The sequence below is a fragment of the Streptomyces sp. NPDC057616 genome, assembly GCF_042800575.1.
Taxonomy (GTDB): Bacteria; Actinomycetota; Actinomycetes; order Streptomycetales; family Streptomycetaceae; genus Streptomyces.
Window position 1 is genome coordinate 174,568 of the sequence record NZ_JBHVGU010000015.1, and the last position, 20,887, is coordinate 195,454.

Sequence of the window (20,887 nt, forward strand, 5' to 3'; positions counted from 1 at the left end):
GAGAACATCGCGACCTCTTGAAAAGCCACAAAAAGAAGAAAAGGAGGGGGGGTGTGTGGGGGCGGGGGGGTCCCCCCCACCCCCTTCCCCCCCCTTTTCGTCCCCCACACCACCGGGTTCCCCCCCCCCCCGAGACGGACGGACGCACACCTTCAGAACCCACTCACCTCAGGAAATCCTGCAGCTCGCGTTCCAGAACCGGCTTGGGCCTGGCTCCGATGACCGTCTTGACGACCTTGCCGTCCCGGTAGACGTTGAGCGTGGGGATGGACCTGACGTCGTACTGTTCGGCGGTGAGCGGGTTTTCATCGACGTTCAGCTGGACGATCGTGATCTTGTCGCCGTGCTCGGCGGCGAGCGCCTCGAGGACCGGCGCCACCAGGCGGCACGGACCGCACCACTCGGCCCAGAAATCGACGAGCACCGGCTTGCCGCTCGTGAGTACCTCGCCTGCGAAGGTCTCGTCGGTCACGCTTTTCAGACTGCCTGCCATGCGGGCTCCTTCGTGCGCTGTCGGCATGGATCGATGCCTTGGGACGGCCCCGCCCGGCGCAGTGGTCAGGTGGCTGTGCCGGGCGGGGCGTGAGGCTGCTTCTAGTTGCGGCCGGCCATGACCCCGCCGTCGACGTTGAGGATGGCTCCCGTGGTCCAGCTCGAGGCGTCCGAGAGGAGGAAGACGATCGCCGACGCCAGGTCCTGGGGGGTGCCGACCCGGCCGAGCGGGTGCAGGCCGCTCAACTGCTCCATCGCAGCGTCCAGTTGGTCCGCGGGGAAGACCTTCTCGAACAGCGGCGTCCTGGTCACGGCCGGAGCCACGGCGTTCACCCGGATACCCTCGCCGGCGAGCTCGATGGCCAGGTTGTGGGTGAGGGCGTGCAGGCCCGCCTTGGCCATCGAGTAGGCCGACGACGGCGTCACGGCGAGGGCCTGGTGCGCCCACATGCTGCCCACGTTCACGATGGCGCCGCCCTGGCCGTAGGCGACCATGCCCCGGACGATGGTCTGGGTCAGGAAGAAGGACGCCCGGTTGAGGTCGTGGTAGGCGTCGTAGTCCGCGACCTCGTAGTCGAGGAAAGGCTTGGGCTTGAAGAATCCCGCGGCGTTGACGAGGAGCGTGGCGTCGGGGTGGTCCTCCGCCAGCTGCTTCTGCGCCTCGACGACCTGGTCCTGGTCGGCCAGGTCGGCCTCGATCGACCAGGCGCTGCCGGAGCGGGACAGCGCGGCCACCGCGTCGTCGAGCTTCTGGCCCGCGCGGCCGACGATCACCGCGCTGCCGCCTCCGGCGATCACGTTCTCGGCGGTCTGGCGGCCCATGCCGCTGGCGCCGCCGATCACGACCAGTTTCCTGCCTTCGAAGTCCGTGGCCACGGGAATCACACTCCATTGGATGGTGAACGAACACTCCTTGCTGTGATGCGACGCTTCCACGGCAGGGTCTACAACAGCTCTACAAGGCCTCTACAACGCCATCCACACCGGGCCGTGCGGGGGTTTCCTTCCCCCTGGGTCGGATGAAGGTCAGGGGCCGACGGGATACCTGCTGGTGATGGCGACGCGGTTGAAGGCGTTCATCACGGTTGCGAGCCAGGCGATGGCGGAGATCTGGTCTGCGGTGAGTACGGCCGCGGCGGCGTCATAGTCCTCGTCGCTGACGTGTCCGTCCGGCACGCAGGTGATCGCCTCGGTCAGGCGGAGAGCGGCGCGGTCGGTCTCGGAGAAGTAGCCCGTCTCCTCCCATGCGGGCAGCACGGCGATCCGGTCGGGGTTCTCGCCCTTCTTGAGGGCGTCGCGGGTGTGCATGCGCAGGCAGAAGGCACAGCCGTTGATCTGGGAGGTGCGGATCCTCAGCAGCTCGACCAGGAGCGGGTCGAGACCCGCTGCGGCGACGGCCACTTCCGCCTCCGACGACAGGGCGATGAGGGCCTTGTAGGCAGCCGGGTGCTGCTTGCCGATGTTGACGCGTGGGGAGTCGGTCATTGTTCCTCGAATTCGTTCGTGTGGCCTGCCCTGCGCGCTTCGGGCGCGCCGTGGTGGCCGGTCGTGCGTGCTCTGGCACGGGCGGGAAGAGGCGACGCGGGCGCACGGCGCGTGCACCCGCGGAGTTCACTCCAAATCCTTCGTCGCCCGTTCTTCTGTCCCACCAGGGAGACGACGCAACCCCTCCGGGTGTGACAGCTCAGACGCGTGCGAGTTTTTCGGGATTCATGACCCGGCGGTACGCGGTGATCAGACCGCCTGCGATCTGGACCGTGTCCACGGAGAAGACGCGGCCTTCGCGGTGGAACACCAGGGCGAGCTCACCGCCGATTTCGACGAGGTCGATGCGGTCCGGCTGCCGCTGGCGCCCCACACGCACCATGACCTCGGCGACGCGCTCGCCGCCGTGGATGAGCTTGCGCGCCGCGGACACTTGGCCGCCGCCGTCGGTGACGTAGACGGCCTCCGGGTGCAGGAGTCTGACCAGGCCGGCCAGGTCTCCGGCTTCGTAGGCGGCGCGGAAGACCGTGAGGACGCGTTCGCGCTCGGCTTTCGATGCCTGTGGGGTTGACTGCTTCGCTTTGACCACCCGCCGGCGTGCCCGCGAGGCGAGCTGCCGGGCACCGGGCACGGAGACGTCCAGGACTTCGGCGATCTTGCCGAATTCGAGGCCGAAGACGTCATGCAGGACGAAGGCCACCCGTTCCGGTGGGGACAGCTCCTCCATGATCAGGAGCATCGCCGACGTGACCGATTCGTCGACGAGTACCGGCTGCGACGCGTCCGGCCCCGTCAGCAGCGGTTCCGGGAGCCACGGTCCGACGTAGGACTCCCGGCGGAAACGGGCGCTCTTGAGGATGTCGTACGACCGCCGCGCGGCCACCGTCACCAGCCAGGCCCGTAGATCGCCGATGTCCCGCAGATCTGCTCCGGCCGCCCGCAGCCACACATCCTGGGTCACGTCCTCGGCATCGGCCACGCTCCCCAGCAGCCGGTAGGCGACGCCGAACACCGCGGGCCGGTGCCTCTCCCATTCGGCTCCGAGCACGTCCTCCTGCTCGGACCGCCCAGGCCCGTGCCCGTCGCCCATCAAGATCGCAGCCTCCTCCAGCCGGCGGATCCGGCGTAGCCATCCGAACTCGAGGTCTTCGACGACAGCACCACCGCGTGACGACTTCAAGCGCGTGGAAGCGTACGCCGGTGAACGACGACACCGAAGTCCGGTCCGTCACGGGAGCTCGGCGCTCTCCCATAGTCGCGGTTGCCGGGCAGCGGCGGCCGACGCAACGACGAGACGGCTGTCGGCGTCGATGACGACCTGGTGGCTGGTCGAGTACCGGTAGTTCTTCGGCCGCTCGGCGATGGGGTGGCTCGCGCGATGGGATCACTCCGTGGCCGCGGCCTACTCGGACTGCAATGCGCGGACCCTGGCACGGAACATGCGCCAGCGCCTCTCGTTCTCATGGACGAGCATCGCCGACTCAGTCAGCAGATCAGATGCCCTGTCGAACAGTTCAGAAGCCGAATACAGGTAAGAGGGTGCTATCCGCTCGCCTCGCAGATCGGCTCGGAGCGCCGACGGAGAGAAGTCGACCCGGGCCAACAGCTCAAGGGCACGGCGCAGCAGCCGCGCGACCAGAGCCTGCAGGCCCGCCGACTGCCAGTCATTGGCGATGATCCGGTGCCGCTCCCCGAGCAGGTCGGCCAGCGCCGGGTAGGCGGCCAGGCTTCCGGCGATTTCCCACGCCTGCTCCATGGCCCGGGTCAGCCAGGCGCCGCCCTGCTCGGTCTCTTCGGCCAGCGTGCCGACTTCCCTCTTCAGTCTCCCGAGTTCGGCGGGCTCGTCCTCCCCTTCCATGAAGAGGATCCCCGACTCCGCCACGAGCCCTGGAGCATTGAGGTCCTCCGTGCCGGCGAACGCGATCGCCGAGGTCCGCTCACCGGCTTCCACGTTGCTCCACCAGTCGGCCAGCGCCTTCAGCGCCCGAGACCGGGCCTGGAGCTCCGCGGCCTGCCGTAGCGGAGCCTGTGAGTAGTACTGCTCATGCTCCCGATGGAACTTCGCGAGGTTGTCGATCACCTGGAGCAGTGAGCCTGGAGGGGTCTGAGCCTCGTCTGCGGGCATGCCAGCAGTCTGGCCCACCTCATCGCACACGGCACCCGGCGCGCCCATCAGGGGATACACCAGCCATTCGGCCGGAGCGGCAGTGCAGCACCTGTCCCTCTCACCGACACCACAGAGGGACCGGTCGCCCGCTCGGAGGCCATCTGCGGGACAGCCCTTAGGTTCCGGCCGCCGGCGGCGGCCTCGTCTCCGCAAGATGCCTGGGATCCGCAGGAAGCCTGGGATCCGCAGGATGGCTGGGACGCATGGTGACGGTGCCTGCTCGTGCTACCAGCCTGTCAGTTCGCCCTGGTCAAGGGGCCCGTTCCGCGCCTGCTCCGCCGCGTACGCCGCCACGAGACGGTTCCAGCTGTACCGGCCCGGGCCGACCTCCGAGACGAGGTGCGCCCGTATGAGGCGCGACAGGACCTTGCGGACCCGGCACTCGGGTCGCCCGGCCAGGTCCGCGACCTGCGATGCCGCGAACAGGGGGTCCGGGCAGGCGCTTAGGTCGCGGAAGAGCGCGGCCGTCTCCGTGTCGAGCAGGCGGTACGAGCGAGTCAGGGACGCGCGGACGTCGAGCGCCTGGTCCTCCTCGCTCGCGAACGCGTCAAGGGTTCTGTGTTCCGGCGCCTCGTACTCGTCGGCCAGGCTCGCCAGCCGCAGCTGCGGTCGGTAGGCGGCGCGGGCGGCGACGTTGGCCAGCGCCAGCGGGAGCTGCCCGGCCAGCTGGACGATGCGGTCGACGGCCTCTGGTTCGGCTGCCGTCCTCGCCGCGCCCAGCCGACGGGCCAGCAGGCTGCGTGCGTCCGCCTGGCTCAGGGGCATGAGCGTCAGGGGAAGCGCCTGATAGGCCGCGACGAGCGCGTGCAGTTGCATACGACTGGTGACGAGGGCCATGGAGCCGGGCCCTCCGGGGAGGAGGTGTTTGACCTGGTCCGTGTTCCATACGTTGTCGAGCAGGACGAGCACGCGACGGTTGGCCAGCAGGCCGCGGAACATGAGTCCTCGTGCCTGCGTCGTCTCGGGCATGTCCTCGGGGCGCACTCCCAAGGACTGCAGGAAGTCCTCGAGCACGTGCGCGGGGTCCCGCGGCTCGACCTCCGGTCCGGCTCCCTGCAGGTCGGCAAAGAGCTGTCCGTCCGGGAAGCGGTCCGCCAGACGGTGGGCCACAGTCGTGGCGAAGGCTGTCTTGCCGACGCCGGCCAGTCCGCCGATCGTGCAGATGGCCACAGAGGACGACGCTTCCGCATCGGCAACCAACCGCTCGACCTGCTCCTGCTCCCTCTCGCGTCCGACGAGGCTCGGCAGGGCGGCCGGGAGCTGGGCCGGAGCGTGTGGTGAGGGTGCGCGCGGCGCGCTCTTCGGGAGGTCGGTGGATTGCGCGAGCTCGAGTCGCCCGGACAGGATGCGCTCGTGGACCTGCTGCAGTTCCGGCGACGGGCTGACACCGAGGCGTTGACGCAGCAGGTGACTGGTCGTGTGGAAGATCGTCAGAGCCTCGGACTGCCGGCCGGCACCGTAGAGCGCCGTCATGAGGAGGCCGCATACGCGCTCTCGAAGCGGGTGCTCGACAAGCAGGGCCGACAGTTCCGCCGCGGCTTCGGCGTAACGCCCTCGCTCGACCTCGCACGCGAGCTGCTCCTCGGCACAGGCGAGACGCAGCTCGCCGAGGACGCTGCGCTGCTGGTCCGCGAACGGCCCCGGGACACCGGCGAGGGCCACTCCCTTCCACATCTCGAGGCCCTTGGTCAGCAGGCTCGTCGCGGACGCCAGGTCGCCGGTGCTGCGCGCCTCTCGCGCCTTGGCCGCAGTCTCCTTGAACCTGTTCAGGTCCAGAGCGTCCGGTTGGATGTGCAGTCGATAGCCCCCGTCGACCAGGTGCACGGAGCTGTCGCTCTGCTCTCCCAGTGCCTGTCTGAGTCGGTAGATGTAGGTGCGCACGGAGCCTATGGCCGACGGTGGGGCTTCGTCCCCCCACACGTCCTCCACCAGTTTCGAGAGGCTGACAGGCCGGCCGGCTCTGAGCAACAGCGAAGCGAGTACTGCGCACTGCCTAGGCTGACCAGCTCCGGCCTCGACCCCCTGCCTGTGTAGCCGGACCGGGCCGAGAACTGAGAACTGGACTCCCACATACATCGTGCCTACCGCCCTGGGGATCCTTGTGAGGCTTCGCCGCTCGGCCGTCCACAAGGGACCGCCGTCCCCCAACGTACCCCAGGTTCGTCCAATTTTCAGGACTAAATAGTCCTCTACTTGTCGAAGCTGTGCGTCTTTCGTGCAGGGTGCCGACGCGTTTCGGTGACGGCTGATGCGCCTGTGAAAGGTGAGACATGCGGACGAACGCGTTCGCCGACACCGGCACACCCAGGGCGCACCCCGGACCCCCGCCGGGAGGACGGCAAAGTCCAGCAGATGAAGGGACTGGCTATGGCGCGACCATCCGTGTCACCGCACCGGGACTGCCGCTCCCGCCTCGCCCGTCCCCCGGACGCTCAGCGCCCTGCCACTTACCCTTCAGACGTGTCCGCATCGTCGTCTTCTTCGGGCATGGCATAGGTCCTGACGTGGGCGATCGCCATGTCGAGGGCGATCTTCATGGGTGTGACGTCCTGAGCGGTCTGCGCGAGGAGGTACCCGCCCTGAAGAGCTGCCATGAGACCGGTGGCGAGCTCCTTGGCGTCTGCATCGGCGCGGAGGACTCCCGAGTCCTTCATCCGCACCAGTCCGGTCTCGAGGAGCCCCTCCCAGGTGGCGAAGTGCTGGGCGATGGCCTTCCGGGCCTCTTCGTCCTGATCGGCCAGTTCGCTGGCCAGGGAGCCGAGGGGGCAGCCGTAGGCCCCGTTGCGGAGCGCGTTGCGCTCCACCACCGCATCCCGCCAGCGCTCCAGCCCGCGGAAGGAATTGAGCCGTCGCAGGAGCTGCTGGTGACGATCGAGTACTTCCGCGGCCTGCAACGCGACAACGTCCCGCACCAGCGCATCCTTGTCAGGGTAGTGGCGGTAGAGCTGGGACTTGCTCGTTCCGCTGGCAGCCCTGACGTCGTCGAGGGTCGTCAGGGAGACGCCCTTGACGTACATCATGTCGCCGGCGGCCCTCAAGATGCGCTCTCGAGTCGCCCGCCCGCGCTCGGTCAGCCGGGAGCTGTTCTTGTCGGGTGCCTGTTCCGCCACATTGGCCAGATTACCGCTGCGGACCGTAGCATGTTCCAGAAAGGACCTCAAGGTCCTTTTTTGATTCCCTGCGGTTTCAGGAGGGGGTGGCCGATCACGGCCGGGGGCGTGGATCAGGAGTGCCGGTCAGGTCTCCCAGGTCCTTGACGACCACATCGGCGCCGTGCGCGTACAACGCGCCGGCGCGACCTGTCCTGGCGACGCCGACCACCCACCCGAAGTGACCCGATCGTCCGGCGTCCATGCCTGCCTGCGCGTTCTCGAAGACCGCGCACTGTGCAGGGTGCTGGCCCAGATCGCGGGCAGCTGCCAGGAAGGTGTCGGGGTGGGGCTTGCCGCGCAGGTTCCGACTCGCGGCCACCACGCCGTCGATCCACGCGTCGAACAGCGTCTCCATGCGCGCCGCCCTCAGGATCTCGCGGCAGTTGGCGCTGGAGGTGACCACTGCGGTGAGCAGCCCGCTGTCACGGGCCGCCATGAGATAGGCCATGGTGTCCTGACACACCTGGACCCCCTGCGATCCGGCCCTGGCCTCGAACAGGCTGTTCTTCCAGCGGACGAGGCCGTACACGGTGTCCGGGCCCGGAGGGTCGTCAGGGCTGCCGTCGGGCCGTTCGATCCCGCGCGAAGACAGGAAGCACCGCACATCTTCGACGCTCGGCCGGCCGTCGACGAGCTCGTCGTGTCCGGTGTCAGCGGCAAACGGGCGAAACCTCTCGCCCTCGTGCTGCTGCAGCAACGTGTCGAACGCCTCCTTCCACGCGGCGGCGTGCAGTGAGGTCGTGTCGGTGATCACGCCGTCGAGGTCGAAGAGACAGGCCCGTATCACGGCAGGCAGACCAAGCGTCACAGAGTCGTCCTTCTCTCAAGTGCCCTTAGGGCGGCCAGTGTTGTCCGCCGTGGCGCCGCCGCGGAACACCCGTAGACGTGCAGTGGACGCCGGATCCACGAACCGACGTCTACAGCTCCGTCTGCTGGCCGTTGTCGGCGCCTCACGCCTGGCTGGGCTCGACCGATCGACGCGAAGTAGACGGGCCGTAGAGGTACTGGCTGCTCACGTCCCAGCGTCACTGCGGCCGACGCCGACCGGTTCTGAGACCGGTCGGTAAGAACATGCTGTAGAAGGGCGCTGACACAAGTGCCGCACCGGCACGGGACTGGGTGCTGTGCGCTGTGAGCCATGTGCTCGGACGTTGTTGGACTGCTGCACCACAGGTTCGTGCTCAACTCCCCCACCGGTCGGGGCCGGTGGCCCTTCGAAAGGAAGCCGATGGAGGACGACGCCTTGGCCGCAAGGGCTGCCCGCCTGGGATGTGCCACGCTCGTCGACGCCGTGGGCCGTGTCCACGGCCACCGGGCCCACATTCCCGCCATGTCGAGCCCCGACCCACTTCGCCCTCTCTTCGGGCCCGCGGCCACCATTTCCTATCTGCCCTTCCGTGACGACCTGGCGGGAACGGTCCGCGACTTCAAGCACTACTTCTACGGAGCACTCGGGCAGAAGCCCGCCGCGGGCCAAGTGCTCGTGCTCTCCAGCGGCGGCCATCCCGAGGTGTCGCACAGCGGGGGCACCAAGCTGGCCAGGGCGGACAGCGCCGGCCTAGCCGGCGTCCTGGCCGACGGCCGGCTGCGGGACTTCGACCAGCTGCGCGGGTACAGCTTCGCCACCTGGTGCACGGGAGAAGCGGTCCGCTGGGGCGGCGACACGATCATGCCCTTCGCGTACGGAGTGGCCGTCGAGGTCTGCGGTGTGTGCGTGAACCCCGGCGACTACGTCCACATGGACAGCGCCGGCGGCGTGGTGATCCCTTCAGCGAGCCTGCATCGGGTCCTCGCCATCGCCGAGGACATCGCAGCCGAGGAGGCCGAGGCAGCCGGACTCATCAGGTTCGAGAACGCGCAGCCGGGCGGATGAGGTGCACGCAGGGCCGCATGCTCGGCGGGCTGCGCAGACGGGTCCCATTCCAAGCGCTTCAGAGACAACGAGGTTGGTCATGACGCAGACATCGCAGCGGTTTCCGCACATCGTGGTGCACACCCCGGCGCTGGACGGCTCCCGCCGGGTCACCGAGGGTGACCTGATCCTGGGAGTCGCCTCCCATCTGGACGACGTCGTCGAGATTCTCCGACTTGCCGACCTCGATCAGATCGACGTCGAGGAGAGTGAACACATCGAGTGGCAGGGAGGTGGGCCGGACGAATGGCCGGGACTTTCCGAACATCCGCAGGAGTGACCGGGACTCACCGAACACCCGCAGGAGTGACCGGAGCACTGCCGGGCTCTGGCATGTCCTGGCCGGGCCCTGGCGGTGGCTGTCACCGGCTGCGGCCGACCGGCGTTTCACCCCGTCATGTGCCGGTCGGCTGCGACACGAGGGCTGCGACCGCCTCGCTCGTGTGCACCAGAAAGGTGAGGGTCTCCTCCAAGTACAGGGTGACAGTGGTCGCATCGTGCGAGAGGTAGCCGATCGACACGTCCTGGCCAATGCGCATCTCGAAGTCGCCACCGCGAGTTGAGAGCAGGAAGGCGCCGTCGATGGCGGGCGCCCAGACGATGTCCCCGTCGAGCAACCTGGCGATGTGCTTGATAATCGGGTATCCGTGGTCGGAGGTCTCACTGACCGCCGTGTACGCCTCGGCGCTCAGCGCAAGAGAGTACGGGCCGTCGACGCCTGCCAGCCGCAGCGCGGAGACCGCCTGGCTGATCGCGTCCGGGTAGTCGCGGACGTCGGCGGGCAGCTTCACCGGTGAGTTGGAGGAGCTGTTCCGCAGACCGGCGATGCCGGCGGCCGCGTATCCTTCGAAGACGGCCCGGTCCTCCACGTGTGCAAGCCTCCGGGCAGCGTCCTTGGCGGGTTGCCAGTCGGCGTCCTTGGCCCCGCGCGCGACATCGTCGACCTGGCGGCGGTCGACGATGAACGGGACTCGCAGCTCGACCAACGGCTGGAAACGGCGCACGTGAGCGACGACGTCATCGGCAGGGGTCTCCACACTGTCGACGTGCCCCGTCGCCACACCTCCCAACTCGACTCCGCCCGGCTCGGGGACATCGACAATGCGCCGTGCTGCGGCGTGCGTTTGGAAAGTGCGGCGAGCCTCGTCCTCCAGATCCCTCCACGCGGCAGCGGAGAGGGGAGCAAGTTCACGGTGCAGATTGTTCATCGGGACGCGCTCCGCTTCATGCTGCCGATCCTCAATGAGGTGTCGGAAGAACGGGGTTGACTCTCGGGTTGTGCGACTACGACGTGGAGATCGGCGCCCAGGGCCCCCGATCGCGCGCCGGGTGGTGTGGGCAGTGCGGGCAGGTCGTCCAGGAAGTCCGCCGTGGGCACGTGGAAGAGGCATCCCGTGACAGGGGTGGAGAAGTCCAGGATCCGGTCGTGCGCAGCGTCCTGCGTGCCCAGGAACATCCGCTCCAGCATCGCCTCGGTCACCGCCGGGGTACGGGCATAGCCGATGAAGTACGTGCCGAACTCGCCGCGCCCGACGGTTCCGAAGGGCATGTTGTCCCGGAGGATCTCGCGTTCAGTGCCGTCGGCACCGGTGATGGTGGTGAGGGCGACATGTGAGTCGGCCGGCTTGGTGCTGTCGTCCAGTTCGATGTCCGACAGCTTCGTCCTGCCGACGATCCTCTCCTGCGCCTCGACGGGCAACGCGTTCCAGGCGACAAGGTCGTGCACGTACTTCTGCACGATCACGTAACTCCCGCCGGCGAACTCGCAGTCCTCGTCCCCGATAAGTACGGCGGCGCTCGCGGTCGCGCCTGTCGGGTTCTCCGTGCCGTCGACGAAGCCGAGCAGATCACGCTTGTCGAAGTACTGGAAGCCATGCACTTCATCGCGAACGGTCACCGCTTTACCCAGCCGGCTCATGATCTCCGAGGCGAGGGCAAAGCACAGGTCGAGGCGTGCGGCGCGGATGTGGAAGAGCAGGTCGCCCGGTGTCGACACCGCTCGGTGCACCCGGCCGTTCAGCTCACGGAACGGATGCAGGTCCACCGGACGGGGGCCGGCGAACAACCGGTCCCACGCCTCTGAGCCGATACCGGTGACGCAGCTGAGCCTGCCCTCGGGTTCGGCGCGGAAGCCCACGGACCGTTGCAGGGAGTTGAGGTCGGACAGTACCTCGCGGGTCACCGCTTCCCCGCCGGGGTCGATCGTGACGACGAGGAAGATCGCCGCGCTGGTGAGAGGGCACAGAACCGTCTGCGGCGTCGGTGCCGACGACTCATCGGCCATGTGCCCTCCCTCTTCCGACAGTTGCCGACACTCGCTGCCGGCCCTGTGCGCGGCGCGTGTGCGCGGCCGCCACGGACTCTGGTGGAGATCCCGCGCTTCCTCCAGCAACGTCTCCACCGTTCACCGGTATCGGCCCTCGAAGTGGCTTCCGCTTCGCAGATCCGAGAACCGGAGGCCGACAGCCTCTCCCCCCTCCACCATCCAGCGCAGGTCGTAGGAGGCCCGATAGGACGGCGGCCAGAACGAGCAGAAGTGGCCGGTGTCGTCGACGGACCACGTGCCCTCGGTCTCCCGTCCGCCCTCGACGTAGCGGGTGGTGCCGTCGGCGTCGAAGGTCTGCGTCGCTCCGTCGGTGTAGACGAGACGGCCTGCGGTGAGAGCGGCGGGAATCTCCTCGGCCGGTACGGGTGCGCCGTCTTCGGCTGATACGCCGTTGAGCTTCTTGTTCACTTCGGGGACCTCCCATGGGCCCAAGCGGGGTTTTACGAGATGGGCGAGGCGTGGTGGCCGTGCAGCCACTCTCGGAGCGCCTGCCCGGCCACTCACTCTGCTTCGGCGGCGCTCCCGTCCGGCATCTGGAACATGCTCAGGTACTGGCCGTAGCCCTCCTTCTCCAGTTCCCCGACGGGGATGAAGCGCAGGGAGGCCGAGTTGATGCAGTACCGCAGGCCGCCCCTGTCACTGGGTCCGTCAGGGAACAGATGCCCGAGGTGGCTGTCTCCGTTCACCGACCGGACTTCGACTCGGACCATTCCGTGGCTGGTGTCGGGCCGTTCGACGACGTGACCGGACTCCAGGGGTTTGGTGAAGCTGGGCCACCCTGTGCGGCTGTCGTACTTGTCCACGGAGGAGAACAGGGGCTCTCCCGACACGATGTCCACATAGATGCCGGGGGCCTTGTTGTCCCAGAGGGCGTTGGCGAAGGAGGGTTCCGTCTCGTCCTGCTGGGTCACGCGGTACTGCACTTCTGTGAGTTGCGCGAGGCGTTCAGGACTCTTGGTGTATTCCGGCATGGCTGCCTCCCAAGTGGCGTGGCTGCATCAGCCCTTCTGGGATTTCGCGTCATGTGCCGCCGCTCCCTTACTTCGCGGCAAGAGCCGGAGTGGAACGACAAGGTTGCCGGGATCAGCAGCCACGAGGCCGACTACGACGCCTTGGGCAGCCGCCACTCCGGGCGGATGCGGTGGCAGGTGTACCCGTTCGGATAGCGCTGCAAATAGTCCTGGTGCTCAGGTTCGGCCTCCCAGAAGGCGCCGGCCTGCATCACCTCTGTGACGACCTTCCCCGGCCACAGGCCCGAAGCATCCACCTCGGCGATCGTGGCCTCGGCGATGCGCCGCTGTTCCTCACCGAGATAGAAGATGGCCGACCGGTAGCTGAGGCCGACGTCGTTGCCCTGCCGGTTCAGCGTGGTGGGGTCGTGCACCTGGAAGAAGAACTCGAGCAGAGCCCGGTAGTCGGTCCGGGCGGGGTCGTAGGTGATTTCGATGGCCTCCGCGTGGCTGCCGTGGTTGCGGTACGTCGGGTTCGCCGTTTCGCCCCCCGTATAGCCGACACGCGTCGAGGCCACGCCGTCCAGGGCCCGAAAGAGCTCCTGCATGCCCCAGAAGCATCCGCCCGCCAGAATCGCCTTCTCTTGTGCCATTGCCGTGCCGCCCTCCTGTGAATTCCGCCGTCTCGAGCCGACGGGTCAGAGCGCGTGGATCGTGCTCTTCGACCCTGGCCGTGGTCCGTCCGACATGGTGACCTCAGGCCTGGGCACCGTGACAGCGGCCGTGCAGCGCCCACGGTGGTTAGCTGCAAGGCCCGCGGATTCCTTACGTCTCTTTGCTGAGATGACGTTCGTCAACCGGGTGCGGTGGCTCCGATTGCCTGCATTGCTCCGGACGCCGCAGCGGTGCTCTTTCAGGGGAGCAACTTCTCCACACCGGCAGCGCCCTCTTCCTCGAGAAGACGGCGTGCCCGTTCAAGCCTCTCCGGTGTGACGTCGTGGCCGGATGCCAGTACTACGTCTTCCGGGTCGGGCAGCTCTTCCGTTCCCGTGTGGAGAACCGCATCCGGTGTGTGCGGACCCCACTCATCGTCGCCAGTGCCTTCAGACATCATTCCTCCTGCGTTTGAATGGGTGGCAATCTTCACTGATTGCCGGTGCTCTCGTGCTGGTTCGCAGCCCAGGCGTACGCCTCTGCCAGGTCCTTCAAGGCCGCTGCGACCGCCCCGTGATCCTTGTGCTCCGCCTGCTGTCGGGCCTGAGACGCGATGGCCTCGAAAAGGGCTTCTCGAGCATCCCGTTGCACTGTTGAGTCAACACTGCTCACGATGTCCTCCGAATTTCCGTCCGGGCAAGAACACAGACCCAGCCGACTCAGGCTGGTTCTCGTTGCAACCAATGCATCTGGCATAGGGAGTTGGCGCGCCGGGCCGCGTCAGCGAGTTGTTCCTCCGCAAATGCTATTGCGGCGTTGATCTACAGCTCATCTATGCAGGATCGATGCCCCCGTGGAGCTGTCGGTCCTGCTAATGCAGCGGCTTGCCGGCCAGCGCCAGGTGGGCCTCGCCCATCGCCTCGTTCTGCGTCGGGTAGGCGTGGATGAGCTGTGCGACCTCGGCGGGCAGCGCCTCCCAGTTGTAGATCAGCTGGGCTTCGCCGACCTGCTCGCCCATCCGGTCACCGACCATGTGGACGCCGACCACGGCACCGTCCTTGACCTGGACGAGCTTGATCTCGCCCGCGGTGTTCAGGATCTTGCTCTTGCCGTTGCCCGCGAGGTTGTACTTCAGAGCGACGACCTTGTCCGCACCGTAGATCTCCTTGGCCTTGGCCTCGGTGATGCCGACGGAGGCGACCTCGGGGTGGCAGTAGGTCACCCGCGGGACGCCGTCGTAGTCGATCGGGACGGTCTTCAGGCCGGCCAGACGCTCCGCCACCAGGATGCCCTCGGCGAAGCCGACGTGCGCGAGCTGGAGCGTGGGGACGAGGTCACCGACGGCGGAGATGGTGGGCACGTTGGTGCGCATGTACTCGTCGACCAGGACGTAGCCGCGGTCCATCGCGACGCCCTGCTCCTCGTAGCCCAGGCCCTGCGAGACCGGGCCGCGGCCGACGGCGACCAGCAGGTACTCGGCCTCGAACTCCTTGCCGTCGGCGAGGGTGACCTTGATGCCGTCCTGGGTGTACTCGGCCTTCTGGAAGAAGGTGCCCAGGTTGAACTTGATGCCGCGCTTGCGGAACGCGCGCTCAAGAAGCTTCGAAGAGTTCTCGTCCTCGACCGGGACGAGGTGCTTGAGGCCCTCGATGACGGTGACGTCCGCGCCGAAGGACTTCCAGGCGGAGGCGAACTCGACGCCGATGACGCCGCCGCCCAGGATGATCGCGGACTTCGGCACACGGTCCAGGACGAGGGCGTGGTCCGAGGAGATGATCCGGTTGCCGTCGATCTCCAGGCCCGGCAGCGACTTCGGCACCGAACCGGTCGCGAGCAGCACGTGGCGGCCCTCGACGCGGCGGCCGTTCACGTCGACCGAGGTCGGCGACGACAGCCTGCCCTCACCCTCGATATAGGTGATGTCGCGTGCCTTCACCAGGCCGGTCAGACCTCGGCAGAGTCCGGCGACCGTGTCGTCCTTGTAGCGCTGCACGGACGCCATGTCGATGCTTTCGAAGGAGGCCCTGACCCCGAACAACTCGGCGTCGCGGGTCCGGTCGGCGATCTCGCCCGCGTGCAGCAGGGCCTTGGTGGGGATGCACCCGTTGTGCAGACAGGTGCCCCCCAGCTTGTACTTCTCGACCATGGCCGTGCGCAGGCCGAGTTGGGCACCGCGCAATGCGGCCGCGTACCCCGCGCTGCCACCACCGAGCACTACAAGATCGAAGCTGTCGGAGGCTTCCGTCATGAGGGGCCCCTGCCTTTCACGTTGTCTGTTTGCATGGAGAAGCCCCGCCTACGAGGTTTCACGGCCCGGTGCGACGACGCGCAACCGTGATGCCCCCTGGAAAGACGCCGTCCGCGAAGCACGGAAAGCAGGCGCCGTCCTGCCGTACCGCCGGTGAGAAACCCGCGGGTCGTGGCTCCGACACATCTCGGCCCGAGCGATGCGCACACCCTCGCACCGCCTGGCTTCAACAAAGACCCATCAGGATCGATTCTGCGTCTACTCGCCGTCGCGGAACGCCACCAGACCCCCTGCCGGTGCCGCTGCTTGCACACCACCCTCGGTGACGCCGAGCCGCCGGCCAGTAAGAACCGACCCGAACGGGGCCGCCAACCCGGTAATGCCGCAACAGACGGCGATCGGCGTCCGACACGCCGATACGCATCAACGGCTGACGTATCAGCCAGACGCAGAGAGGAGGGGCCAGTGGCGACGCCTCCCCCTCAACTCCCCTCACCTGGGGGTCAGAACGAAAGCTGTACGGAACGCCGCGCCCGGTTCGAGCAGGACGCGCTGGCACATCGAGGATCCCTGCTTGCCGCCGCCCGGAGGATGGCGCGCAACCCGGCCGATGCGGAGGACCTCGTGCAGGACGCCTACACGCGGGCGTACGCGTCGTTCGATCAATACCGCCCCGGAACGAATTTCGGCGCGTGGATGCGGAGAATCCTTGTGAACCAGTACATCAACACGTACCGGAAGGAGCAGCGCCGGCCGCGCCAATACCTCGTAGCGGATGCCGAGGAACAGCAACTGCCCCACCATGACGCATACGGCCGCATGGCGTTCGGCTCCGCAGAATCCGCCGCCTTGGCGCACATGCCCAGCCCCGACCTCAAGGCGGCCCTCAGCATGGTCCCACCGGTTCGCCGGACGGCCGTGTACTTGGCGGACGTCGAGGGATTCAGTTACCGGGAGATCGCGGACTTCATGGGAACCCCCGTGGGCACGGTCATGTCCCGCATCCACCGGGGCCGGAAGCAACTGCGCAGCCTGCTGCTGTCTCAAAACGGGAAGTGAACGGAGATGTCATGGCCGAGGTGTTGTTCGACGACAGCGCGAAGCGTGTCCGGGTCGTCGACGAACCGGAGAACCATCAATATGCGCTCTACGTGGACGGAGCGCGGGTGGGAACGCTGTCGTACCGTGTCGTCGAGCAGCGACGGGTCCTGGGCCACACCGAGGTCGACGAGACCTGTCGTGGGCGGGGGTTGTCCCAGATCCTCATTCAGGTGGTCCTCGACGACCTGCGCGAGAGACAGCAGAAGGCCACGGTCCACTGTCCTGCCGTCGCTCAGTTCATGACGCGGAGCGTCAAGTACGCGGACGTCATTGATCCCAGCCACCCGGGCATCTGGGTCCTCGGCTTCGGTGGGGGGCCCGCGGCCTGACCTCCGGCAGCTGCAGGGTGACGGACCGAACGTCGCGAACTTGCGCGCACGCGATTTGTCACGGACGAACGCGGATGATCGTCTTTCCTTTGACCCGCTCGGTCGGGTTGAAGGCGGCGACGGCGTCGTCAAGGGTCGCCACGCTGCCGACGTGGGTCCGCAGCCGACCGTCCCGTACCCGCTGCACAATCTCGCCCAGTTGGGCGCGACTCGGCTCTACCACGAAGTCGATCGCGAGGCCGTTGGCGGGCCGGACCTCCGGCGGGCCGGCGATCGTCACCAGTGTTCCTCCGGCTCGCACCACACTCACGGACCGCTTCCCGAGGTCCCCGCCGAAGACATCGAAGACCAGATCGACCCCGCCGACGTCTTCCAGCGTGTCCTTTTCGAGGTCGACGAACTCCTGCGCGCCGAAGTCGAGCGCCGTCTGACGGCCGGCGGCCCGCCCGGTGCCGATGACGTAGGCGCCGGCCTCTCGCGCGAGCTGGCTTGCCATCGATCCGACTGCGCCGGCCGCACCGTGTACGAGGACGCTCTGCCCGGCGTGGAGGCGGCCGTGCTCGAACAGACCCTGCCACGCGGTCAGGCCCGGCATCACCATGGCCGCGCCGGTCGTGAAGTCGACGTCCCCCGGCAGCGGCGCGAGGTTACGTGCCTCGACGACGACGTACTCCGCCAGTGTGCCGTCGCGAGTCCAGTCCGTGAGGCCGAACACCCGCTGGCCCACCGACAGTCCCGCCGTTCCATAGCTGAGGGCGGTGACCACTCCGGCCACCTCGTGTCCAGGGATCGAAGGCGTCCGGTCACGGCCGAGGCGATCGATCCAGGTCGAAGGCCACTCCAGCTCATCCCAGGTGAATCCCGACGCGTGCACCTGAACGACGACATCGCCGTAGTTCGCGCCCTCGAGGCTGGCGAGCCTCGACGTCTGCGGCTCTGGGCGCTCCACCAGCTTCATTCCGGCCGTTCCCGCGGCCCGGTCCGTCACCACGATGGCCTTCATCCGGCACCCCTCATGTTCCCGTCCATGGTCCGGTGTCCCAGCCCGCCACCCCGGCCAACCACGCCCTGTTGTTCGGCGGCGCCGAGCCTACTGCCGCCCGGCGCGAAGGCTGGGGTGCGCCTGGCTCGTGTCGGAACGGTCCGGTTCACCGCCATTGACGAAGGCTTTCCGCGGATGCTGCACGGAGAGCAGCGAGACCAGGTCCCTGCCGAACAGCGCCGCCGTGAGCCAGACCGAAAGAACGCGGATCTTTCGCTCCCAGGTGGGCACGGCCAGGACGTGATAGCCGCGGTGCATCAGCCAAGCCGGAAACCCCTTGATCACGATGCGTTTGTACTGGAAGATGCCCCGTCCCAGTCCCAGCGTCGCCACCACGCCGAGACTGCTGTGGCGGTAGTTCCGGATGCTGCCTCCCCGCAGGCTCACCACGATGTTCTTCGCGAGACGTTTGGCCTGCCGTACGGCGTGCTGGGCGTTCGGCACCGTGTAGGCCCCCGGCGCAGGGGAGGCCAGGTCGGGTACGGCCGCGTCGTCTCCGGCCGCCCACACGCCGGGCACGGCTTCGCTGGCGGTGCCCACGCGCAGATCGGGGCGGACCATGAGGAGGCCGCGCTCATCGACCGGTAGATCCGTGTGGTTGTGCACAACCGGGTTGGAGGCGTTGCCGGCCGTCCAGACGATGAGCGCCGAGTCGAACTCCTCTCCGTCGGAGAGGACGACGTGTCCGTGCTCGGCGGACACGAGCTGGGTGTTCAGATGCACGCGTGCGCCACGCCGTTCCAGGGAGTCCACCACCCAGGCTCCGGCCTTGTTCCCCACCTCGGGGAGAATGCGGCCCTGTGCCTCGACCAGGTGGAACTGCAGATCATCGATGCTCAGCTCGGGGTAGGACTTGAGCATCGCGGTCGCGAGCGACAGCAGCTCGCCGAAGCCCTCGACACCGGAGAACCCTCCGCCCACGAATGTGACGGTGAGCAGCTTGCGCCGCTCGGGTCCTGGGGGCAGCGACCCGGCCTGGTCGAACGCGGTCATCAGTCGGTCGCGAATGGCGACCGCCTCCTCCACGTGCTTCAGGCCGATCGCTTGCTCCGCAACACCGGGTACGGGGAACGTGCGGGTGACAGCGCCGGCGGTGACCACGAGGACGTCGTAGCGCAGCAGTTGGTCGGCGCCGTTCGCGAGCCGCACGGTGACGGTCCGGCCGGCATGGCGGATCTCGGTCACCGAACCCGCGATCAGCCGGGTACGACGCAGATGGCGCCGCAACGACACGGCGGCGTGACGTGCCTCGACGGATCCCGCCGTCACCTCGGGCAGGAAGGGTTGGTAGGTCATGTACGGGCGTGGGTCGATGACCGTGACCCGTGCCTCGCTCCTTCGGAGCGATTTCTCGAGGCGCCAGGCAGTGTAGAAGCCCGCATAGCCTCCACCGACGATCACGATCTCCCGCATGATGTTCTCCGCTCGTAGGTCCACACCGGGTAGGGCCGGCACGGAGTCCAGTGCGAGGCCGTCAGGCACCTGACGGCGTCCCGCCGCCGTGAGTGAACCGGCTGACGCTCCGAGCCCGCGCGATCAGCCCATGTGCCCCTCGCCCGTGTGTTCCTTGAGGTAGGAGACCAGGCCGAGGACGTCCTCCGGCACGAGTCGACCGATCGCCCCGGTGGAGTAGACGGCGGTGATGACGGTGCCGTTGGGAGCCAGGACGAAGCCCGTGGACTGCAGGTGCACCGGCTCGTCGTTGACGAAGGCACCGGTCGCCTCGGCGATCGCGTAAGCGTCCGCGCTGTGCGCCACGGGAAAGGTGAGCTTGTGCTTCTCCACAAGCTCCTTCGTCGTGGCCTCGTCGTCGACGGAGAGCGCGACGACCTTGATCCCCACCTGCGTGAATCGGTCGCTCGCCCTTTGGAAGGCCCTTAGTTGGGCGGTGCAGTAAGGGCACCACGAACCGCGGTAGAAGAGGACGACGCCGAAGCTGCCGGCGAGCTCCTCACGGATGTCGAGGGTGCCGCCTCCGACGGTACTGACCTTCAGGGCGGGAAATTCCGCACCGGAGTTCAACAGGCCCATGAATTCTCCTTGGTGACCAGGCATGTCAATGTGCCGGAGGTGCTGGCGCCGAGATGCATCAGTGCTCGATTCTGACCTCGCGCGCGTCGAAGGCGACGTAGCCGCTGAAGTCGCGACCGACACGGGTCACCGCCGACTCCTTGATGTTGGGGTAGGACCAAGCCCCGTCCCTCAGCACCGTCCCGCCTGCCACGACGTCGTGATACTGCGCCTTCCCCTTCCAGGGACAGGTGTAGGGGGTCGGGCTCTCGCGGAGCGCGTCAGCCGTGACGGAGTCCGGCGGGAAGTAGGTGTTTCCCTCAATGCGAACCACCGCTTCGCTCGCAGCCTCCGCCACGACGGTTTCGCCGACCAGTGCCTTCATGAGTCTTTCCCCTCGTTCCCCTCGTGATGGCCCTTGCGCGTTCGAGCAGAGGGTTGGTGTCGCTTGGGGCTCGGCTTCTTACCTGTGTTCGGTGCTGTCAGCCGCCGGCCTCCGCCAGCGCCGACTCGGCGGCCGCGCGATCGGAGTAGCCCGGGTGCCGGGGGTCGACCAGATCGGCATAGGTGGTGGTTCGCGAGAGGTAGTCGACCACAAACGGGCAGATCGCGGTGACGGTGCCCTCGCGGGAGCGGATCTCGTCGAAGACTCGCCCCACCAGCGTGCCCCCGACCCCCTGGTGATGATGGCTCGACTCCACCTCAGTGTGCCGAAGGGCGTACCGGTTGGGCTTCAGGCGGGTGTAGTAGAGCCAACCGACCAGGTCATGGTGACGGTAGAGCTCAAAGCGACCTCGCTCGATGTTGTCGATCAGCCGCTCGGTCACCGGCACCTGCTCCTCGCTGCTCATCGAGCCGCTCCTCTCCCTGCCTTCACTCACGCTGAGACTCGTCGCCTCGGACTTCATGGTCCAATTGCGAGGCATGTCAACCAGCACAGCACAGGATAGGTATCCTAGATTGGACTATACAGTCCGTTCGAACGATGCCTGGGTCGGAGTTGCCCAGGGCCACCGACT

24 protein-coding genes and 1 pseudogene are annotated in these 20,887 nt (G+C 67.5%); 4 read left to right on the forward strand and 21 right to left on the reverse strand.

Annotated elements, in window-relative coordinates:
- Nucleotides 1-163: 163 nt before the first annotated feature.
- From trxA to ACFU97_RS20785, 9 genes and pseudogenes are all read right to left on the reverse strand, one after another.
- Nucleotides 164-493 carry a thioredoxin gene (gene trxA / locus ACFU97_RS20745; protein ID WP_384258420.1) on the reverse strand — a complete coding sequence of 110 codons (330 nt, stop codon included), beginning with the start codon at nt 491-493 and terminating at the stop codon, nt 164-166.
- A 101-nt stretch (nt 494-594) separates the two neighbouring features.
- Nucleotides 595-1,368 (reverse strand): SDR family NAD(P)-dependent oxidoreductase, encoded by a 774-nt coding sequence (locus ACFU97_RS20750; protein WP_384258422.1) that lies wholly within the window; start codon nt 1,366-1,368, stop codon nt 595-597.
- 150 nt (nt 1,369-1,518) lie between these two features.
- Complete coding sequence (locus ACFU97_RS20755) at nt 1,519-1,977, reverse strand: carboxymuconolactone decarboxylase family protein (protein ID WP_384258424.1); 459 nt, start codon at nt 1,975-1,977, stop codon at nt 1,519-1,521.
- Nucleotides 1,978-2,176: 199 nt separating this feature from the next.
- Complete coding sequence (sigJ, locus tag ACFU97_RS20760; RefSeq protein WP_384258426.1) at nt 2,177-3,067, reverse strand: RNA polymerase sigma factor SigJ; 891 nt, start codon at nt 3,065-3,067, stop codon at nt 2,177-2,179.
- Between the two features lie 152 nt (nt 3,068-3,219).
- Nucleotides 3,220-3,346, reverse strand: a pseudogene (locus tag ACFU97_RS20765) (IS5/IS1182 family transposase); the annotation flags it as partial.
- Nucleotides 3,347-3,379: 33 nt separating this feature from the next.
- The gene (locus ACFU97_RS20770) at nt 3,380-4,102 is read right to left on the reverse strand and encodes a hypothetical protein (protein ID WP_384258429.1); all 723 of its coding nucleotides are present in this window, start codon (nt 4,100-4,102) and stop codon (nt 3,380-3,382) included.
- 267 nt (nt 4,103-4,369) lie between these two features.
- Nucleotides 4,370-6,220, reverse strand: a complete 1,851-nt coding sequence (locus ACFU97_RS20775) for a BTAD domain-containing putative transcriptional regulator (RefSeq protein ID WP_384258431.1) — start codon at nt 6,218-6,220, stop codon at nt 4,370-4,372.
- Between the two features lie 371 nt (nt 6,221-6,591).
- Complete coding sequence (locus ACFU97_RS20780; protein WP_384258433.1) at nt 6,592-7,254, reverse strand: TetR/AcrR family transcriptional regulator; 663 nt, start codon at nt 7,252-7,254, stop codon at nt 6,592-6,594.
- A gap of 94 nt (nt 7,255-7,348) precedes the next feature.
- Nucleotides 7,349-8,104, reverse strand: coding sequence for an HAD family hydrolase (locus ACFU97_RS20785; RefSeq protein WP_384258435.1), 756 nt, complete (start codon nt 8,102-8,104; stop codon nt 7,349-7,351).
- A 420-nt stretch (nt 8,105-8,524) separates the two neighbouring features.
- Between ACFU97_RS20785 and ACFU97_RS20790 the strand changes: the two genes are divergently transcribed.
- The gene (locus ACFU97_RS20790; RefSeq protein WP_384258437.1) at nt 8,525-9,169 is read left to right on the forward strand and encodes an RraA family protein; all 645 of its coding nucleotides are present in this window, start codon (nt 8,525-8,527) and stop codon (nt 9,167-9,169) included.
- Nucleotides 9,170-9,248: 79 nt separating this feature from the next.
- Nucleotides 9,249-9,488 carry a hypothetical protein gene (locus tag ACFU97_RS20795; protein ID WP_384258439.1) on the forward strand — a complete coding sequence of 80 codons (240 nt, stop codon included), beginning with the start codon at nt 9,249-9,251 and terminating at the stop codon, nt 9,486-9,488.
- A gap of 115 nt (nt 9,489-9,603) precedes the next feature.
- On the opposite strand, the gene ACFU97_RS20800 is transcribed toward ACFU97_RS20795, so the two are convergent.
- The 7 genes from ACFU97_RS20800 to lpdA form a co-directional block, all read right to left on the reverse strand.
- Nucleotides 9,604-10,416 (reverse strand): family 1 encapsulin nanocompartment shell protein, encoded by an 813-nt coding sequence (locus ACFU97_RS20800; protein WP_384258442.1) that lies wholly within the window; start codon nt 10,414-10,416, stop codon nt 9,604-9,606.
- Entirely contained in the window at nt 10,413-11,492 is a 1,080-nt protein-coding gene (locus ACFU97_RS20805) for a Dyp-type peroxidase (protein WP_384258514.1), read from the reverse strand. The genes ACFU97_RS20800 and ACFU97_RS20805 overlap by 4 nt, the downstream gene beginning before the upstream one ends.
- Before the next feature lie 120 nt (nt 11,493-11,612).
- Complete coding sequence (locus ACFU97_RS20810) at nt 11,613-11,942, reverse strand: hypothetical protein (protein WP_384258444.1); 330 nt, start codon at nt 11,940-11,942, stop codon at nt 11,613-11,615.
- A 92-nt stretch (nt 11,943-12,034) separates the two neighbouring features.
- Entirely contained in the window at nt 12,035-12,505 is a 471-nt protein-coding gene (msrB, locus tag ACFU97_RS20815) for a peptide-methionine (R)-S-oxide reductase MsrB (protein WP_384258446.1), read from the reverse strand.
- A gap of 131 nt (nt 12,506-12,636) precedes the next feature.
- Nucleotides 12,637-13,137, reverse strand: coding sequence for a peptide-methionine (S)-S-oxide reductase MsrA (msrA, locus tag ACFU97_RS20820; protein ID WP_384258448.1), 501 nt, complete (start codon nt 13,135-13,137; stop codon nt 12,637-12,639).
- Nucleotides 13,138-13,397: 260 nt separating this feature from the next.
- Nucleotides 13,398-13,595: a hypothetical protein gene (locus tag ACFU97_RS20825; protein ID WP_384258450.1), complete on the reverse strand. Its 198-nt coding sequence runs from the start codon at nt 13,593-13,595 to the stop codon at nt 13,398-13,400.
- A gap of 414 nt (nt 13,596-14,009) precedes the next feature.
- The gene (gene lpdA, locus ACFU97_RS20830; protein ID WP_384258452.1) at nt 14,010-15,386 is read right to left on the reverse strand and encodes a dihydrolipoyl dehydrogenase; all 1,377 of its coding nucleotides are present in this window, start codon (nt 15,384-15,386) and stop codon (nt 14,010-14,012) included.
- Nucleotides 15,387-15,851: 465 nt separating this feature from the next.
- On the opposite strand from lpdA, the gene ACFU97_RS20835 reads away from it, so the two are divergent.
- Both ACFU97_RS20835 and ACFU97_RS20840 read left to right on the forward strand, forming a co-directional pair.
- Nucleotides 15,852-16,445 carry a sigma-70 family RNA polymerase sigma factor gene (locus ACFU97_RS20835; protein WP_384258454.1) on the forward strand — a complete coding sequence of 198 codons (594 nt, stop codon included), beginning with the start codon at nt 15,852-15,854 and terminating at the stop codon, nt 16,443-16,445.
- Between the two features lie 11 nt (nt 16,446-16,456).
- The gene (locus tag ACFU97_RS20840) at nt 16,457-16,816 is read left to right on the forward strand and encodes a GNAT family N-acetyltransferase (RefSeq protein WP_384258456.1); all 360 of its coding nucleotides are present in this window, start codon (nt 16,457-16,459) and stop codon (nt 16,814-16,816) included.
- Nucleotides 16,817-16,874: 58 nt separating this feature from the next.
- Here ACFU97_RS20840 and ACFU97_RS20845 read toward each other — a convergent pair whose 3' ends face one another.
- The 5 genes from ACFU97_RS20845 to ACFU97_RS20865 form a co-directional block, all read right to left on the reverse strand.
- Complete coding sequence (locus ACFU97_RS20845) at nt 16,875-17,819, reverse strand: NADP-dependent oxidoreductase (protein WP_384258458.1); 945 nt, start codon at nt 17,817-17,819, stop codon at nt 16,875-16,877.
- An 87-nt stretch (nt 17,820-17,906) separates the two neighbouring features.
- The gene (locus ACFU97_RS20850; RefSeq protein WP_384258460.1) at nt 17,907-19,271 is read right to left on the reverse strand and encodes an NAD(P)/FAD-dependent oxidoreductase; all 1,365 of its coding nucleotides are present in this window, start codon (nt 19,269-19,271) and stop codon (nt 17,907-17,909) included.
- 123 nt (nt 19,272-19,394) lie between these two features.
- Nucleotides 19,395-19,889, reverse strand: coding sequence for a peroxiredoxin family protein (locus ACFU97_RS20855; RefSeq protein WP_384258463.1), 495 nt, complete (start codon nt 19,887-19,889; stop codon nt 19,395-19,397).
- A 58-nt stretch (nt 19,890-19,947) separates the two neighbouring features.
- Complete coding sequence (locus ACFU97_RS20860; RefSeq protein ID WP_384258465.1) at nt 19,948-20,253, reverse strand: DUF427 domain-containing protein; 306 nt, start codon at nt 20,251-20,253, stop codon at nt 19,948-19,950.
- A gap of 97 nt (nt 20,254-20,350) precedes the next feature.
- Nucleotides 20,351-20,719, reverse strand: a complete 369-nt coding sequence (locus ACFU97_RS20865) for a GNAT family N-acetyltransferase (protein WP_384258467.1) — start codon at nt 20,717-20,719, stop codon at nt 20,351-20,353.
- Nucleotides 20,720-20,887: the final 168 nt, after the last annotated feature.

What these genes read in the sequence shown, in the direction of transcription:
- trxA (WP_384258420.1), bottom strand. Translation starts at nt 493, where the DNA reads ATGGCAGGCAGTCTGAAAAGCGTGACCGACGAGACCTTCGCAGGCGAG.
- ACFU97_RS20755 (WP_384258424.1), bottom strand. Translation starts at nt 1,977, where the DNA reads ATGACCGACTCCCCACGCGTCAACATCGGCAAGCAGCACCCGGCTGCC.
- sigJ (WP_384258426.1), bottom strand. Translation starts at nt 3,067, where the DNA reads ATGGGCGACGGGCACGGGCCTGGGCGGTCCGAGCAGGAGGACGTGCTC.
- ACFU97_RS20770 (WP_384258429.1), bottom strand. Translation starts at nt 4,102, where the DNA reads ATGCCCGCAGACGAGGCTCAGACCCCTCCAGGCTCACTGCTCCAGGTG.
- ACFU97_RS20775 (WP_384258431.1), bottom strand. Translation starts at nt 6,220, where the DNA reads ATGTATGTGGGAGTCCAGTTCTCAGTTCTCGGCCCGGTCCGGCTACAC.
- ACFU97_RS20790 (WP_384258437.1), top strand. Translation starts at nt 8,525, where the DNA reads ATGGAGGACGACGCCTTGGCCGCAAGGGCTGCCCGCCTGGGATGTGCC.
- ACFU97_RS20795 (WP_384258439.1), top strand. Translation starts at nt 9,249, where the DNA reads ATGACGCAGACATCGCAGCGGTTTCCGCACATCGTGGTGCACACCCCG.
- ACFU97_RS20800 (WP_384258442.1), bottom strand. Translation starts at nt 10,416, where the DNA reads ATGAACAATCTGCACCGTGAACTTGCTCCCCTCTCCGCTGCCGCGTGG.
- ACFU97_RS20805 (WP_384258514.1), bottom strand. Translation starts at nt 11,492, where the DNA reads ATGGCCGATGAGTCGTCGGCACCGACGCCGCAGACGGTTCTGTGCCCT.
- msrB (WP_384258446.1), bottom strand. Translation starts at nt 12,505, where the DNA reads ATGCCGGAATACACCAAGAGTCCTGAACGCCTCGCGCAACTCACAGAA.
- msrA (WP_384258448.1), bottom strand. Translation starts at nt 13,137, where the DNA reads ATGGCACAAGAGAAGGCGATTCTGGCGGGCGGATGCTTCTGGGGCATG.
- ACFU97_RS20825 (WP_384258450.1), bottom strand. Translation starts at nt 13,595, where the DNA reads ATGTCTGAAGGCACTGGCGACGATGAGTGGGGTCCGCACACACCGGAT.
- lpdA (WP_384258452.1), bottom strand. Translation starts at nt 15,386, where the DNA reads ATGACGGAAGCCTCCGACAGCTTCGATCTTGTAGTGCTCGGTGGTGGC.
- ACFU97_RS20840 (WP_384258456.1), top strand. Translation starts at nt 16,457, where the DNA reads ATGGCCGAGGTGTTGTTCGACGACAGCGCGAAGCGTGTCCGGGTCGTC.
- ACFU97_RS20845 (WP_384258458.1), bottom strand. Translation starts at nt 17,819, where the DNA reads ATGAAGGCCATCGTGGTGACGGACCGGGCCGCGGGAACGGCCGGAATG.
- ACFU97_RS20850 (WP_384258460.1), bottom strand. Translation starts at nt 19,271, where the DNA reads ATGCGGGAGATCGTGATCGTCGGTGGAGGCTATGCGGGCTTCTACACT.
- ACFU97_RS20855 (WP_384258463.1), bottom strand. Translation starts at nt 19,889, where the DNA reads ATGGGCCTGTTGAACTCCGGTGCGGAATTTCCCGCCCTGAAGGTCAGT.
- ACFU97_RS20860 (WP_384258465.1), bottom strand. Translation starts at nt 20,253, where the DNA reads ATGAAGGCACTGGTCGGCGAAACCGTCGTGGCGGAGGCTGCGAGCGAA.
- ACFU97_RS20865 (WP_384258467.1), bottom strand. Translation starts at nt 20,719, where the DNA reads ATGAGCAGCGAGGAGCAGGTGCCGGTGACCGAGCGGCTGATCGACAAC.